Raw genomic sequence first — 15151 nt, 5'->3', positions numbered from 1 at the left:
AACCGTTACTTGAAACCTGTCAAACGCCAGTGAATGTTACGCGGCGCCCCCGTGGCAAGAGGTATGCCCTGCACTTGTGAGATCCTTGACAGTGTGTTGGTGACGGGGCTAACCTCCGCGTTGAAACGCTTCAAAGTCCCGCCGCGCTTCACGAGGAGGAAACGTGTCGGTAGCGAAGACAGGGCGCCGCGGGTGGGCCGTCCGGGTGACGGCCGCAACGGGGGCGGCGCTGCTGCTCGCCGGGTGTGCGTCGGATGGCGGTTCGGGCAGCGGTGGTTCCGCGCCCGACAAGTTCAGCCTGCTCACCCCGGCGGAGAACGCGATCATCCGGGATGAGCTGACCACGCTGTCGAAGAACCAGTGCGCCACGGCCGAAGAGGCCCTGCCGCTGAGCAGTGAGACCGTCGCACAGTCCGACGTCGTACAGAAGATAACGCTCCTGGCCAGCCAGGACGCGCTGCCGGTCATGTTCGTGGCCGGCACCGCCCAGGTGAAGCCCAACGGCGACCTGGGCAAGGGCAAGCTGATCGCCGACTACGAGCAGACCCTCAAGGACCTCGGGGTCTGGGACGACATCCTGCCGGCCGCCGCCTCCACGGTGAAGTCGGCGTACGGCTCGATGGCCTCGCTGCCGTTCCAGTACAACATCGAAGGCATCTTCTACAACAAGAAGCTCTTCGCCGACAACGGCGTCCAGCCGCCCCAGACCTGGGACGAGCTGGTGCGGGCCGCGGAGAAGTTCAAGGCGGCCGGCGTCGTGCCGATCACCGAGGCGGGCAGCCAGGGCTGGCCGATCACCCGGCTGATCGGCATGTACATCTTCCGCAGCCTCGGCCCGGACGCGATGCTCGCGATCCAGAAGGGCGAGGCCAAGCTCACCGACCCGCGGTACGTGGCGGCCGCCAAAGCCGTCGCCGACCTGGGCGCGGCGGGACTGTTCGGCGAGGGGATCACCTCGCGCACCACCGATGCCGCGAACGCCCAGTTCCTCAACGGCCAGGCCGCCATGACGTACAACGGCTCCTGGTTCCTGGCCAACCTCAACGACCCCCAGCAGAACAAGGTCGGTGCGGAGAACGTCGGCTTCATCCCGTTCCCGACCGTGAGCGGCGGACAGGGCAACAGCGGCCAGTGGCCGGCCAACGCCGGCGCCGCGACCGCGCTCGCCACCAGGTCGTACACGCCGAAGGTCGGTGACTGGCTCAAGTGCGTCGCCGAGAACTACGGCAGCAGCGTGCTGCAGAATCAGGGCGTGATCTCCGGCTTCCGTACCAACCAGCAGGTCAGCAACGTGCCACCGCTGACCTCGCAGCTGCAGGAGATCGTGAGCAAGGCCAGCGAGACCGTACTGTGGTTCGAGGCGCTCATGGACGCCAAGACCACCTCGGACGCGCAGACCAACGCCGCGCTGCTGCTCACCGGGAAGATGACCGCCGACAAGTACATGGCCACGCTGCAGGCGGACCTGGACCAGGCGCGCTGACCCCCGCACCGCACCGCCGTCCGGAAGGGAAAGCCACGTGCAGAGCGTCCTGGGTGACAAGAAGGCGATACTGATCCTTCTCGGTCCCGCGCTGCTCGTCTACACGCTCGTCAAGCTGGTGCCGGTGTTCTGGTCGCTGGGGCTGACCTTCTACACCGGCAACCCGCTGAGCGGTTTCGAGTTCATCGGGCTCGACAACTTCAGCCGCTTCGCGGAGGACCCGCAGGCCCGCTCGGCGCTGTGGTTCACCCTGAAGTACGCGCTCGTGCTCTCGGCCGGACAGATCGTCCTGGGGTACGCGCTGGCGCTGCTGTACGTGTTCGTGCTCCGGCGCGCCTCCACGTTCGTGCGGACGGTGGTGTTCTTCCCGACCGTGCTGCCCACGGTCGCGGTCGCGCTGCTGTTCAACAGCCTGTTCGCGACCGGGCAGCAGGACGGGCCGGTCAACTCCGGGCTGGAGGCGGCCGGCCTGTCCGCGGTGGACTGGTTCTCGACCGGCACCGGCACGTTCGTGGTGGCCATCCTCATGGAGCTGTGGCGCTCCATGGGCTTCTACGCGGTGCTGCTCTACGCCGGCCTGGTCGACATCCCGGAGGAGACCCTGGAGTCGGCCAGGCTGGAGGGGGCGACGGGCTGGCGGCTGGTGCGGCACGTGGTACTGCCGCTCTCCCTGCCCGTGCTGCTCTCCTCGGTCATCTTCAGCGTCAACAACACGCTGAAGGTCTTCGACACCCTGCTCGCGCTCAACAACGGCGGCCCGGGCGGGGAGACCACACCCCTGACGCTGTACATGTACCGCACCGTCTTCAACTACGCCGACTACGGATACGGCAGCACGATCGCGTTCGTCCTGACGGTCATGTGCCTGCTGGTGACGCTCGCGGTGTTCCGGTCGGCCCGACGCGACATCACGAGGGCCTGATGGCGACTCTCACCGAGGTACCGGTACGGGCGGCGCGCGCGGGCACCCCGCCCCCACGCCGGCGGGCCGGCCGTACGCTGCGCCGCCTGCCGGTCCGGATCCTCGTCGGCCTGCTCGTGGTCGCCGAGCTCTACCCGCTGGTGTGGCTGGTGCTCGGCTCGTTCAAGACGCAGGACGAGTTCTTCAGCAAGCCGACCTGGGCGCTGCCGGAGAGCTTCAACCTCGACAACTACACCGAGGCGTGGGCCGCCGGCGGGCTGGGGCGCAACGTGCTCAACAGCGTGCTGGTCACCGTGCCCGCGCTCGCCTTCATGATCGTGCTCGGCGTCGCCGCCGCGTTCGCGCTGGAGGTGATGGTCTGGAAGGGCCGCGGCACGGTACTGCTCACCTTCGTCGCCGGCATCATGATCCCCGGGCAGATGATCCTGGTACCGCTGTTCACCGTCTACTTCCAGGCCGGGCTCACCAACACGCTGTGGCCGCTCATCATCACGTACACGGTGATGGGGCTGCCGCTGACCGTCTTCCTGATGGCCGCGTACCTGCGCGCCATCCCGCGGGAGATCTTCGAGTCGGCGGCGGTCGACGGCGCGGGAATGCTCCGCGGCTTCGTCAGCATCGCCGTGCCGATGATGCGCAACGCGATCGTCACGGTCGCGCTGGTCGAGTTCTTCAGCGTCTGGAACGACCTGCTCATCGCGCTCACCTTCACCACGCGCGACGAGCTCGCCACCGTCCAGGTCGGACTGTTGCAGTTCAGCGACGAGTACGGCTCGACCCAGTACGGTCCACTCTTCGCCGCGATCAGCATCAACGTGCTCGGCATCCTGGTGCTCTACCTCTTCCTCAACCGGCAGATCATGGCCGGCCTCGCGGCGGGGTCGGTGAAGGGATGACGAGGATCGGTCCGGTCACGGTCGGCGCCTCCCGGGTGTCCGACGTGGACCTCGCGCTGGCCCTGCTCCGCTCACCGTTCGGGCAGGTCGACACGTCGAACGCCTACGGGGCGGGGCGCAGCGAGACGGTGCTGGGGGAGGCGCTGCGCTCCTCTCCGGTGGCGGTCCGGGTCTTCTCCAAGGCCGACGCCGACCCGGTCACCGGCGTCTTCGACGGCGACCGGGTCAAGCGCTCGTTCGAGGAGTCGGTCACCCGGCTCGGCGTCGACCGGCTCCCCATCTACCACCTGCACGACCCGTACACCATCACGCTCGCCGAGGCGGCCGCGCCGGGCGGGGCGATCGAGGCGCTCGTCGGGCTCCGCGATCAGGGACTTGTCGACGCGATCGGCATCGCCGCCGGCCCGCTCGACCTGGTCGAGGCGTACATGCGGACCGGCGCCTTCGACGCGCTGCTCACCCACAACCGGTACACGCTGGTGGACCGCGGCGCCGCCGACCTCATCGCCGCGGCGAAGGCGCGCGGCATGCTGGTCTTCAACGCGGCCCCCTTCGGCGGCGGGCTGCTCGCCGGCTCCGCCCGGGCCGCGGGCAGGTACGCGTACCGGCCGGCCGCGCCCGAGGTGCTGGCCCAGGTGGACCGGCTGGCCGCGCTCTGTCGCGAGTGGAGCGTGCCGCTGCCGGCCGCCGCCCTGCACTTCTCGCTCGCCAGCCCGGACATCGACTCCACGGTGGTCGGCGTCTCCAGCCGGTCGCAGCTGGCCGACCTCGAAGCGCTCGTGTCCCACCCCATCCCGGACGGGTTCCTCGCCGCGCTGTGACGGACCATGTCGAGTCCTACGCGCCGGGGGAGGGGCGGCTCCCACCCCGCGCCGACTTCCGCTCCGACGCGCCTCGCCTCTCGCTGAACGGCGACTGGGCCTTCCGGCTCACGCCGACCGCCGCCGGCACCGGCCCTGACGTGGCGGATCCGGACCTCGACGACAGTGGCTGGGACCGGCTGCGGGTGCCGTCGCACTGGGTGCTCGAAGGGTACGACCGCCCGCTCTACACCAACACGGCGTACCCGTTTCCGATCGACCCGCCACACGTGCCGGCGCAGAACCCGACCGGCGACTACCGCCGCCGCTTCGACTGGCCCTTCGGCGAGCGGGCGGTGCTCCGCTTCCAGGGCGTGGACTCGTGCGCCCGGGTGTGGCTCAACGGCACCGAGCTGGGGCACTCGAAGGGGAGCCGGCTGCCGTTCGAGTTCGACGTGACCGGGCTGCTGCGGCCGGCCGGAAACGTGCTCGCGGTGCGGGTACACCGCTGGTCCTCCGGCAGCTACCTGGAGGACCAGGACATGTGGTGGCTGCCCGGCATCTTCCGCGACGTCGAGCTGCTCGCCCGCCCCTCCTCGGCCATAGACGACTTCTTCGTGCACGCCTCCTATCTGGACGGTCGCGGCACCTTGCGGGTGGACGCCGACCGGCCGGGGATCGTCGAGCTGCCCGAGCTTGGCGTGCGGATGCCGACCGGCGAGACGGTGACCGTGCCGGTCGAGCCGTGGAGCGCGGAGCGGCCCCGACTCTACCGTGGCACGCTGACCGCCGGCGGCGAGCGGATCGCGCTGGCCGTCGGCTTCCGCACCGTGTCCATCGTGGACGGGCGGCTGCTCGTCAACGGCGTGCCGGTGCTCTTTCGCGGCGTCAACCGGCACGAGCACGACCCGGAGCGCGGCCGGGCGCTGGACCTCGCGACGATGCGCCGCGACGTCGTGCTGATGAAACAGCACAACATCAACGCGGTACGCACCAGCCACTACCCGCCGCACCCCGACTTCCTGCGCCTCTGCGACGAGTACGGGCTCTGGGTCGTCGACGAGTGCGACATCGAGACGCACGGCTTCATCTACGCCGGCTGGGCCGGAAACCCGCCGGCCGAGCCCGCCTGGCGGGACGCCCTCGCCGACCGGATCGAGCGGATGGTCGAGCGCGACAAGAACCACCCCAGCGTCGTCGTCTGGTCGATGGGGAACGAGAGCTGGAGCGGCGCGACCTTCGGCGAGCTCGAGTCGTGGATCAGGAAGCGCGACCCGAGCCGCCCCATCCACTACGAGCGCGACCGCTCGTACCGCCACTCCGACTTCGCCAGCCTCATGTACCCGTCGCTGGATGAGCTCGACGCGATCGGGCGCGGGGAGGAGCCGACCCCGGAGGGCGTCGAGGCGGGCTCGCCGGACGACGTACGCCGGCGCGGGCTGCCGTTCCTGCTCTGCGAGTACGCCCACGCGATGGGCAACGGCCCCGGCTCCCTTCTGGACTACCAGCGGATCCTGGAGGCGCACGAACGCTTCTGCGGCGCCTTCGTCTGGGAGTGGATCGACCACGGGCTGCGCGCCCCGGACGGCGGCCTGCTGCACGGCGGCGACGTCGACTACACGCCGAACGGCGGCCGCTACTGCCTCGACGGGCTGCTCTTCGCCGACCGTACCCCGTCACCCGGCCTGCTGGAGTACGCGAAGGCGATCGAGCCCGTCGTGATCACCATCGCGGACGGCCGGGTATGGTTGCGCAACCGGTACGACATGGCCGACCTCTCCCACCTCCGTCTGGAATGGACAGTCGGCCATGAGGTCGGGACGTTGACCGTGCCGCACGTACCGGCCCGGACCTCGGCGTCACTGCCGCTGCCTGAGCTGCCGGATGGCGACTGGCTCACCGTCCGAGCGGTCCTTGCGGCCGACACCGCCTGGGCGCCGGCGGGACACGTGGTCGCCTGGGGCCAGGCGGAGCTCGCTCCGCCGCGGCCCGTCGACTGGCCGCGCGGCGGGTTCAGCGGTGTCCGGTTCGACCCGGAGACGGGCCAGCTCGTGCGCCTCGGCGACCTGGAGATCGGCGGGCCGGTGCTCGACGTGTGGCGCGCCCCGGTGGAGAACGACCGAGGCCAGGGCTTCCGCAACGACCTCACCCGGGCGTGGCGGGCGGTCGGGCTGGACCGCGTGCTGCACCGCGTCGACGAGGTCCGCACGGGCGACGACCGGGTCGTGGTGCGCGGCCGCAGCGGGCCGGCCGGGCAGGCGCTCGGGCTGCGCACCGAGATGTGCTGGGAGCCGGCCGGCGACGGCGCGGTGGCGCTCACCGTCACGGTCACGCCGGAGGGCATCTGGACGGATACGCCGATCGGCGGCCACGACGTCACCCTGCCACGGCTCGGCCTGCGCCTGGCACTGCCGGCCGGCCTCACCCGGGCCACCTGGTTCGGCCGGGGACCGGGGGAGTCGTACGTGGACAGCCGGGCGGCCGCCCGGGTGGGGCGGTTCACCGCGGAGATCGACGCGCTGCAGACCCCGTACCCGTGGCCGCAGGAGAACGGCAACCACGTCGAGACCCGATGGCTGGAGCTGACCGGCGACGGCCAGCCGGGGCTGCGGGTGGAGGGCGACCCGTGGTTCGACTTCACCGCGCGGCGCTGGACGAGCGAAGACCTCGACCGGGCCACGAAGCCGTCTCAGCTGCGGCCGTCGGAACGCGTGTGGCTCAACGTCGACCACGGCCAGCAGGGGCTGGGCAGCGCCTCGTGCGGCCCGCCGCTGCCGCAGAGGTACCGGCTGCCGATCCGGCCGTACACGTTCCGCGTACGGCTCGCGGGGTGGGGCTAACCCTACGGCCGATAAGGCGGCTAGCGTCAATGTGCCCCGGCCCGGAACGCGACAGACTCGCAGCCATGCCAGATGTTGTCACCCGCCGCGCCGTCCTCGGTGCCGCCGCCGGCCTGGCGGGCACCGGACTGATGCCGGCCCGAGCGGCGTACGCCGGCGGGCCGCTGGACCAGGGAGCTGTCGACGCCGTGGCGTCCAGGTTGGACGCCGATCTGGTCGAGCTGCGCCGCGACATCCACGCCCACCCGGAGATCGCGGGCCAGGAGGAGCGCACGGCCTCGATGGTCGCGGCCCGCCTTCGCGCGGCCGGCCTCGCCGTCACCACGGGAGTGGGCGGCCATGGAGTCGTGGGCGTCCTCACCGGCGCCCGCCGCGGCCGCCCGGTCGCGTACCGGGCCGACATGGACGCCGTACCACCGGGCGACCAGATCGGCGGCGCCGGCGCCGAGGCGGCCCACCTCTGCGGGCACGACCTGCACACCGCCATCGGCGTGGGCGTCGCGGAGGTCCTGGCGCGGCTGCGCCACCGCCTCGCCGGCACCGTCGTGTTCGTCTTCCAGCCCGCCGAGGAGAGCCTCGCCGGGGCCGCCGCGATGCTCGACGACGGCGTGTTCGCCCGCGTCCGCCCGGTGGAGATCCACGGCCTGCACTGCGGGCCGTTCCCGGTCGGACAGTTCTTCACCACGTCCGGGTTCGGCCTGCCCGGCCTGGACCGCGGCACCGTCACGCTCACCGGCCCCGACGCGCCGGCACGGGCGCAGCGGCTCGCCGCCGAGATCGGCGCGCTCGGCACCGTTTCTCCGCCCGCCACCCCCGCCGCTCTCGAACGGCTCGTCGCCGATCTCCAGACCCCGGACGGGCCGCTGGCCAGGTTCGTCTACATGCGAGCCCAGGCGGTCGAGGCCGAGGTCCGGCTCTCCTACCGCTGCTGGCCCGAGGAGCGGTACGTCGAGATCCGCGAGAGCGTCCACGGCCTGGCGCGGTCGTTCGCAGAGGCCACTGTGGACTTTCCGGCTGCCCCGTTTCCCGCCATGCTCTGCCCCGCGCGGGAGGGCCAGGCGCTTACGCGGCACCTGCGCCAGACGTTCGGCCGCGGTCGCGTGGGCGCGCTGGAGGCGGCGATCCCGTTCAGCGGCGAAGACTTCGCGCTCTTCCTCGACCGGATGCCCGGCACGTTCACGTTTCTCGGCGTCCGCGCGCCCGGTGCCCCCGTCGAGACCAGCTATCCGCACTTCAGCGCCTTCACCCCGGACGAGCGCGCCATCGGCTACGGCGTCCGCGCGATGGCCGGCTGGCTCGCCAGGCGCACCTAAACCCATCGGCCGGCGCCCTGGCAGCGGCCCGCTCGCCGAGGGGAGGGGCGGTCGTCGCCAAAGCTCTGGAGCTGGGCGCAGGAACGGGGCACCCCGCGCCCAGCCGGTGATCGTGGTACTTGAGTGCCCCTCTGGGGGCAGCGATGTACCACGATCTGATTCCGCGACACGATGTCGATCACCTGTGGCCGCCCAGCCGTCTGCGAAGGGCGCCGCCCGTCCGCAGCCGCCTGGGATCGACGACGAGAGATGGCTTTGGCGGCTGCGCGAACGGTCCGGCGCCGGCGCGGACCGGGGTGGATCTGTCCGGCTCAGTTGGGGGGTAGACCCAGCTCGGCGCGCCACAGGTGCACGGGCTCGTAGCCGAGCTCGGCGCGGGCCTTGTCTATGGACATCAGCGTCTCGTGGGTGCCGAGCCGTTTGCGCAGCGGCACGTCCGGGAACGCGGCGGCGACCAGGTCGGCGCTCGGGATGGTGAGGCCGGTGTCCGAGGCGGCGATGTTGTAGGCCCGGAAGCCCGGCCGGGCCGCGCCCAGCGCGAGAGCCACCGCGGCCGCGGCGTCGCGGGCGTCGACGTAGCTCCACAGTAGTACGCGGCGGTAGGTCGGGTCGTGGCCGCGCTCGGCGAAGGGGCGGTACTCGCCGGGGCCGGTGACGTTCGTGAAGCGCAGTGCCCTCATGGAGAGCTCCGGCCGCCACCGGACCAGCTGGGCGGCCATTGCCTCCTCCAGGACCTTGACGAGGCCGTACGTGTTGTTGGCGCGGGGCTCGCTCGCCTCGTCCAGCGGCAGGTACGCGGGCGGCTCGTCGAACGGGAAGCCGAGCGCGGTGATGCTCGACGCGTACACGATGGTGGTGATGCCGGCCCGCAAGGCGGCGTGGAAGACGTTGAACGAGACGGTCATGTTGGTGTGGAACGTGGTGGCGTCCGGCACCAGGCCGTTGACCGGGATGGCCGCGAGGTGCACCAGCGCGTCCAGCCCGGTGTGCCGCGCGGTGACGCCGAGCAGCGCGTCCAGCGCCTGCCCGTAGTCGGTGAGGTCGACCCTCGTGAAGTCGCTGCCCTGCGGGCCGGCCAGGTCGAGGCCGAGCACGTCGTGCCCGTCCGCGCGCAGCCGGTCCACTGTGGCCCGACCGAGGGTGCCGGAGCTGCCGGTGACCGCGAGCCGCACCGCTAGAGCCCCGTCGCGCGGGCCGCCGGAGCGGGCGTGGGGAAGTCGGCCGGTACGGGGCGGGCCGGCACCGGGTGACCCGCCGCGTCCGCCGGGTCGTGGTGCAGGTGCCCGACCCGCCCGCCGCTCGGGTGCCCGGTCTCGACGAAGAAGCCGCGGAGCGTCTCGTACACCTCGACCACGTCGTGCGGGTCGCCGGCCTGGATGAGCACGACGTCGCCGGCCCGCGTGTAGCGCTCGGCGCCGTCGACCAGGATGCGGGCCTTGCCCTCGGCGATGAACCAGATCTCGTGGTCGTCGTGGTAGTGCCGGTCGAAGCGGCCACCCTCTACCGGCACCGTGAACCGGCCGGCGGCGGCCACCTCGCACCATTGTGGACGGTCGTCGGGGTTGAGCCAGCGACCCGGTCCGTACACCGGCATCAGTGAGCCTGCCGCCACGCGGGCGGCACGCCCGGGTCGAGGATGCGGGCGTCGGGGAGGGCGTCGAGCCCGGTCTCGGCGCCGCCCGGCGTGTAGACCACGACGAGCCGCAGCGGGCGCCAGGTGGTGTTGTAGGTGGAGTGGAGCGTGTTGGCCGGGATGTAGACGGCGTCGCCCTCGCGGATGGGGAAGGCCGGCCCGTCGCCGACGGTCTGCTCGCCCTCGCCGGAGATCACGTAGATGACCTCCTCCTCGTTGGGGTGGACGTGTGGCGCGTGCCCCTGTGACGGGTACACGATCACCTCGCCGGTGGTGAGCCCGGCTCCCTCGTCGAGGTGCGGCGTGACCAACCACTTGATCGTGCCCCAGTCGAACGTGCGGGTGGGGACCTCGTCGGGCCGGCGCTGGGTGATGGCGGAGGTCATCGTGGGTTACTCCTGGAGTGAGATGGACTTGAAGTCGGCGACCTGCTGCTTGATGGCGCGTTCGGTCGGCAGGCGCTCCACAGAGGACGCCCCGAAGAAGCCGACCACGCCGGTGGTGTGCGCGAGGACGTAGGCGGCGTCGTCCGGCTCGGCGATGGGGCCGCCGTGGCACAGCACGAGGACGTCCGGGTTGACCGCCACCGCCGCGTCCCGCATCTCCTGCACGCGCGCCGCCGACTCCGCCAGCGACAGCGCGGTCCTGGCGCCGATCGTGCCGCTGGTGGTCAGGCCCATGTGCGGTACGAGGATGTCGGCGCCGGCCTCGGTCATGGCCACTGTGGACTCGACGTCGAAGACGTACGGCGCGGTGAGCAGCCCCCGCTCGGCGGCCAGCCGGATCATCTCGACCTCGAGGTCGTACCCCATGCCGGTCTCTTCCAGGTTTTCCCGGAAGACGCCGTCGATGAGGCCGACGGTGGGGAAGTTTTGCACGCCGGCGAAGCCGAGCGCGGCCAGCTCGTCGAGGAAGCGGCCCATGACGCGGAACGGGTCGGTGCCGTTGACGCCGGCCAGCACCGGGGTGTCCCGCACGATCGGGAGCACCTCGCGGCTCATGTCCACGACGATCTGGTTGGCGTCGCCGTACGCCAGCAGGCCGCTGAGCGAGCCGCGGCCGGCCATCCGGTAGCGGCCGGAGTTGTAGATGATGATGAGGTCGACGCCGCCGGCCTCGGCCGCCTTGGCCGAGATGCCCGTGCCGGCGCCGGCCCCGATCACCGGCCGCCCGGCCTCGACGGTGGCCCGCAGCCGGGCGAGCGCGGTCGCGCGGTCCATGCCTCACGCCTCCTTGGTGACGAGCCGGTGCAGCCGGTCGGCGGCCTCGACCGCGAGCGCGGGATCGTTGACGTGCCGGGGCGAGTCGAGCACGGTCACGTCGCTGCCGGCCACCGCCTCCAGCGCCGCGGCGAAGAGCGCGGCGTCGGCCGCCGGGTCGTGGAAGGCCGCGCCCTCGGCGTCCAATGCGGACACTCCGCCGCGCGGGACCACGAGCACCGTCGGGCCGGCCGCGGCGGCCAGCTTGCCACCCAGCCGCCGGCCCAGCTCGGCGTTTTCCGCCGCCGTGGTGCGCATGAGCGTGACGGTGGGGTTGTGCACGAAGAAGGTGCGCCCGGCGAACTCCGCCGGCACGGTCTCCTCTGGCCCGAAGTTGACCATGTCGAGCGCGCCGAGGCTGACCACCTGCGGCACACCGGCGGCGCCGGCCGCGGTGAGCCGGGCGGGCCCGGCGCTGAGCACCCCGCCGACGAGGTCGTCGGCGAGCTCGGTGGTGGTGAGGTCGAGCACGCCGGCGAGCATGCCGGAACGGGCCAGCGCCTCCAGGGCCCGGCCGCCGGAGCCGGTCGCGTGGAAGACCAGCACCTCGTAGCCGAGCTCTTCGAGGCGGGCGCGGGCGGCGTCGACGGCGGGCGTGGTGACGCCGAACATCGACGCGGCGACCAGCGGCCGCTCGACCTCGCCGGCTCCGGTGGCGGCCGTGGCGTGCGCGGCGGCCATCCCGGCGATCGCGGCGGCGGCGTTGCCCAGCACCGTACGGGAGACGCGGTTGACGCCGGCGATGTCCACGACGCTGTACATCATCGTCACGTCGGAGGCGCCGACGTAGGGCGAGACGTCGCCGGAGGCCATGGTCGAGACGATCAGCTTGGGCAGCCCCACGGGCAGGTCGCGGACGGCGCGGGCGGCGATCGACGAGCCACCGCTGCCGCCGAGCGCGAGCACCCCGTCCAGGCGCCCGCCGGCGGCCAGCCCGGCCAGCACCGCCGCGGCGCCCTCGCCCATCGCGGTGACGGCCGCGCCCCGGTCGTCCCCGTCGCGCAGGGCCTGGACGGTGGTGCCGGCGGCGCGGGCGACCGCGTCCTGACCGACCGCCACGGCGCCGGTGAACCCCGCCGGCGGGCGGATCCCGGCGTCCACGACGACCGGGTCGACGCCGAGGTCGTCCAGCCGCCCGGCCACCCACTGGTACTCGGCGCCCTTGGTGTCCAGCGTGCCGACGAGCGCGACGGCCGGCCGGCTCACCGGGTGCTCCGCGGTATGAGTAGGGTCACGACTCCCATCCTGTAACCAACTCTGAAACGTGTCAACCAGTCAGCTAAAGTCAGTGCGCTAGTGTTTTGAAACGTGTAAAGCAGGATGACGGGAGGACCAGCCCGATGAGCGTTGCCCCGCATGCGCCGACCGTCGAGCGCCACCGCGTGCCGTTCGGCATCGGCGAGCGGCGTCCGCGGCTCTCCTGGCGCACGGACGCTCCGGCGGGGTGGCGCCAGGCCGGGTACGAGATCGAGGTCACCCGCGCCGGCGGCACCACCCGCGCCGGCACCGACTCACCCGACCAGGTGCTCGTGCCGTGGCCGGGCGAGCCGCTGCGCTCGCGCGAGCGGGTGACCGTACGGGTCCGGCTGCGCGGCGAGGACGGCACGCTCTCCGGCTGGAGCCCGCCCACCGAGGTCGAGGCCGGGCTGCTGGAGCCGGCGGACTGGAGCGCCGTACCCGTCGGCGCCGCCTGGCCCGAGGAGCCGGACTCCGACGACCGCCGCCCGGCGCTGGTCCGCCACACCTTCGACGTCGGCGGTGAGGTCGCCGCCGCCCGCCTATACGCCACCGCGCACGGCCTCTACGAGATCGAGATCAACGGCCGCCGGGTCGGTGACGACGCGATGACGCCCGGCTGGACCGCGTACCGGCGGCGCCTGCGCTACCACACCTACGACGTCACCGGCCACCTGCGCCCCGGGGGCAACGCGATCGGGTCCTGGCTCGGCGACGGCTGGTACCGCGGCCGGCTCGGCTGGCGCGGCGGCTTCCGCGACCTCTACGGCGCCGACCTCTCCCTGCTCGCCCAGCTCGAGATCGAGTACGCCGACGGCCGCCGCCAGGTCGTCGCCACCGGACCGGACTGGCGCGCGGCACCCGGCCCGATCGTGCGCACCGGCAACTACGACGGCGAGGTGTACGACGCGCGCGACGAGCGGCTGGGATGGTCCACATCGGACTACGACGGCGGCGGCTGGACACCGGTCCGGACCGGCGAACGCGATCCCTCCACATTGGTCGCGCCGATGGGCCCGCCGGTCCGCGCCGTCGAGGAGGTACGCCCGGTCGCGGTGCTGCGCACGCCGGGCGGGCGGCGCGTGCTCGACTTCGGGCAGAACCTGGTCGGCCGGCCGAGAATCAGGGTCCGCGGCCCGCGCGGCACCGCGGTCACGTTGCGCACCGCCGAGGTCCTGCAGGACGGCGAGGTGTACCGCCGGCCACTGCGCGGCGCCCGGTCGACCGACGTCTACGTGCTGGCCGGTGCTGGTGCTTCGGCTCGCCGCGCCGGCGAGGTCGAGGAGTGGGAGCCGCGCTTCACGTTCCACGGCTTCCGCTACGTCGACGTGGAGGGCTGGCCCGGCGACCTCGACGCGGCGGTGGCCGCCGGTGACATCGTCGCCCGGGTGCACCACACCGACATGGTCCGCACCGGCTGGTTCGAGTGCTCCGACCCGCTGCTCAACCGCCTGCACGACAACGTGGTCTGGAGCATGCGCGGCAACTTCCTCGACGTACCCACCGACTGCCCGCAGCGCGACGAGCGGGTCGGCTGGACCGGTGACATCCAGGTGTTCGGCCCGACCGCCGCCTACCTGTACGACTGCGCCGGCATGCTCGCCTCCTGGCTCGCCGACGTCGCCGCCGAGCAGCTGCCGGACGGCACCGTGCCCTGGTACGTGCCGGTCATCCCGGCCCACCACATGTGGACCCCGATCCGGCCGGGCGCCGGCTGGGGCGACGTCGCGGTGCTGCTGCCCTGGACCCTGTACGAGCGCTACGGCGACGCCGGCCTGCTCGCCCGCCAGTACCCGAGCGCCAAGGCCTGGGTCGACCTGGTGGCGCGGCTGGCCGGCCCGGACCGGCTGTGGGACGAGGGCTTTCAGCTCGGCGACTGGCTCGATCCCAGTGCGCCCCCGGACGACCCGGCCGCCGCCACGACCGACCGGTACCTGGTCGCCACCGCGTACTTCGCCCGGTCCGCCCGGCGCCTCGCGGACATCGCCGAGGTGCTCGGCGAGACGGCCGACGCCGAGCGGTACGGCCGGCTCGCGGCCGAGGTGCGGCGGGCCTTCCAGCGCCGGTACGTGACCGGCCCGGGGCGGCTGGCCAGCGACACCCAGACCGCGTACGCGATGGCCATCGCCTTCGACCTGCTCCCCGCCGCCGAGGTGGCCGCCTGCGGTGACCGGCTGGCCGAGCTGGTGGCGGCCGGCGGCAACCGCATCGGCACCGGCTTTCTCGGCACCCCGCTGGTGGCCGACGCGCTCACCGCGACCGGCCACCTGGACACCGCGTACGACCTGCTGCTGCAGCGCGAGTGCCCGTCCTGGCTGTACGCGGTGACCCAGGGCGCCACCACGATCTGGGAGCGGTGGGACAGCCTCCTGCCGGACGGCACCGTCAACCCCGGCCAGATGACGTCCTTCAACCACTACGCCTTCGGCGCGATCGCCGACTGGCTACATCGGACGGTCGGCGGCCTCGCCCCGGCCGCCCCGGGCTACCGCGAGATCCTCTTCCGCCCCCGCCCCGGCGGCGACCTGACCCACGCCTCCGCCGCGCACGACACGCCGTACGGCCGTGCCGCCATCGCCTGGGAGCTGGCCGGCGGCACGCTGCGCGTCGAGGTCACGGTGCCGGTCGGGACTACGGCACTGCTCGACCTGCCGGGGCAGGAGCCGCTCGCGCTCGGCCCCGGTACGCACGAGGTCTCGGCCCCCTTCGCCCCGGCGCCCGTCCGGTCCGCCGCCTGACCCGGCCGGCCCGGGATCGGCCCACCGGCGC

General features: G+C 72.6%; 12 protein-coding genes. 7 read left to right on the top strand and 5 right to left on the bottom strand.

Annotation, left to right across the window (positions count from 1 at the left end; genetic code table 11):
* Positions 1-205: 205 nt before the first annotated feature.
* From RB614_RS38320 to RB614_RS38295, 6 genes are all read left to right on the top strand, one after another.
* Positions 206-1483, top strand: a complete 1278-nt coding sequence (locus RB614_RS38320) for an ABC transporter substrate-binding protein (protein ID WP_308717617.1) — start codon at positions 206-208, stop codon at positions 1481-1483.
* 37 nt (positions 1484-1520) lie between these two features.
* Positions 1521-2405, top strand: coding sequence for a carbohydrate ABC transporter permease (locus RB614_RS38315; protein ID WP_308717616.1), 885 nt, complete (start codon positions 1521-1523; stop codon positions 2403-2405).
* Positions 2405-3301: a carbohydrate ABC transporter permease gene (locus RB614_RS38310; protein WP_308717615.1), complete on the top strand. Its 897-nt coding sequence runs from the start codon at positions 2405-2407 to the stop codon at positions 3299-3301. The genes RB614_RS38315 and RB614_RS38310 overlap by 1 nt, the downstream gene beginning before the upstream one ends.
* Positions 3298-4122 carry an aldo/keto reductase gene (locus RB614_RS38305; RefSeq protein WP_308717614.1) on the top strand — a complete coding sequence of 275 codons (825 nt, stop codon included), beginning with the start codon at positions 3298-3300 and terminating at the stop codon, positions 4120-4122. The genes RB614_RS38310 and RB614_RS38305 overlap by 4 nt, the downstream gene beginning before the upstream one ends.
* Positions 4119-6941: a glycoside hydrolase family 2 TIM barrel-domain containing protein gene (locus RB614_RS38300; RefSeq protein WP_308717613.1), complete on the top strand. Its 2823-nt coding sequence runs from the start codon at positions 4119-4121 to the stop codon at positions 6939-6941. The genes RB614_RS38305 and RB614_RS38300 overlap by 4 nt, the downstream gene beginning before the upstream one ends.
* A 65-nt stretch (positions 6942-7006) precedes the next feature.
* Complete coding sequence (locus RB614_RS38295; RefSeq protein WP_308717612.1) at positions 7007-8254, top strand: M20 metallopeptidase family protein; 1248 nt, start codon at positions 7007-7009, stop codon at positions 8252-8254.
* A 311-nt stretch (positions 8255-8565) separates the two neighbouring features.
* Here the strand turns inward: RB614_RS38295 and RB614_RS38290 are convergent, their stop codons facing one another.
* The 5 genes from RB614_RS38290 to RB614_RS38270 are packed head-to-tail and all read right to left on the bottom strand — an operon-like array spanning position 8566 to position 12352.
* Entirely contained in the window at positions 8566-9426 is an 861-nt protein-coding gene (locus tag RB614_RS38290) for an NAD-dependent epimerase/dehydratase family protein (protein ID WP_308717611.1), read from the bottom strand.
* Between the two features lie 2 nt (positions 9427-9428).
* The gene (locus RB614_RS38285) at positions 9429-9848 is read right to left on the bottom strand and encodes a cupin domain-containing protein (protein ID WP_308717610.1); all 420 of its coding nucleotides are present in this window, start codon (positions 9846-9848) and stop codon (positions 9429-9431) included.
* Complete coding sequence (locus RB614_RS38280) at positions 9848-10273, bottom strand: cupin domain-containing protein (protein WP_308717609.1); 426 nt, start codon at positions 10271-10273, stop codon at positions 9848-9850. Before RB614_RS38280 ends, RB614_RS38285 begins: the two co-directional genes overlap by 1 nt.
* Before the next feature lie 6 nt (positions 10274-10279).
* The gene (locus RB614_RS38275; RefSeq protein WP_308717608.1) at positions 10280-11107 is read right to left on the bottom strand and encodes a phosphoenolpyruvate hydrolase family protein; all 828 of its coding nucleotides are present in this window, start codon (positions 11105-11107) and stop codon (positions 10280-10282) included.
* 3 nt (positions 11108-11110) lie between these two features.
* Complete coding sequence (locus RB614_RS38270) at positions 11111-12352, bottom strand: Tm-1-like ATP-binding domain-containing protein (RefSeq protein WP_308717607.1); 1242 nt, start codon at positions 12350-12352, stop codon at positions 11111-11113.
* A gap of 134 nt (positions 12353-12486) precedes the next feature.
* Between RB614_RS38270 and RB614_RS38265 the strand changes: the two genes are divergently transcribed.
* Positions 12487-15120 carry a family 78 glycoside hydrolase catalytic domain gene (locus tag RB614_RS38265; protein ID WP_308717606.1) on the top strand — a complete coding sequence of 878 codons (2634 nt, stop codon included), beginning with the start codon at positions 12487-12489 and terminating at the stop codon, positions 15118-15120.
* The last annotated feature ends 31 nt before the right edge of the window (positions 15121-15151 follow it).

It is taken from the genome of Phytohabitans maris (genome assembly GCF_031085175.1).
Classification (GTDB): Bacteria; Actinomycetota; Actinomycetes; order Mycobacteriales; family Micromonosporaceae; genus Phytohabitans; species Phytohabitans maris.
Note: the sequence above shows the minus strand (reverse complement) of the source record. Positions and strands in the feature narration are given on the sequence as shown.